At 70.5% G+C, this 397-nt stretch carries 1 protein-coding gene; it reads left to right on the top strand.

What is annotated here, in order from left to right:
* Nucleotides 1–397: VCBS domain-containing protein (locus tag EN818_RS30965; protein ID WP_189523987.1), on the top strand; the 397-nt coding region annotated here is incomplete at both ends.

The following is a 397-nucleotide window of genomic DNA, read 5'->3' as shown; positions in this document are numbered from 1 at the left end:
ACCGACGGCACCGACGACGTGCTCGGCGCCGACGGCGCGGCGCCCGGCGGCGCGGTGACGGGCGTGGCCACCGGCTCGAACGTCGCCAACCCGGTGAGCGGCAACCTCGGCGGCGCCGGCATCGCGGGCCAGTACGGCACGCTGGTGCTCAACGCCGACGGCACCTACACCTACACGCTGACCAAGACCTTTGACGGCGCCACCGCCGACAACGGCATCACCACCGAGCAGGACAAGGACAGCTTCACCTACACGGTGACCGACGCACACGGCAACACCACCACCGGCACCATCCTGGTCGACATCGTCGACGACGTGCCGACGGCGCATGCCGACACCAACAGCGTCGCGGAAGGCGCGCAGGTCTCGGGCAATGTGCTGACCGACGGCACCGACG

The sequence above is a fragment of the Mesorhizobium sp. M3A.F.Ca.ET.175.01.1.1 genome (assembly GCF_004791945.1).
Classification (GTDB): domain Bacteria; phylum Pseudomonadota; class Alphaproteobacteria; order Rhizobiales; family Rhizobiaceae; genus Mesorhizobium.
The sequence above is the reverse complement of the archived record's forward strand: the minus strand, read 5'-3'. Positions and strand labels throughout refer to the sequence as shown.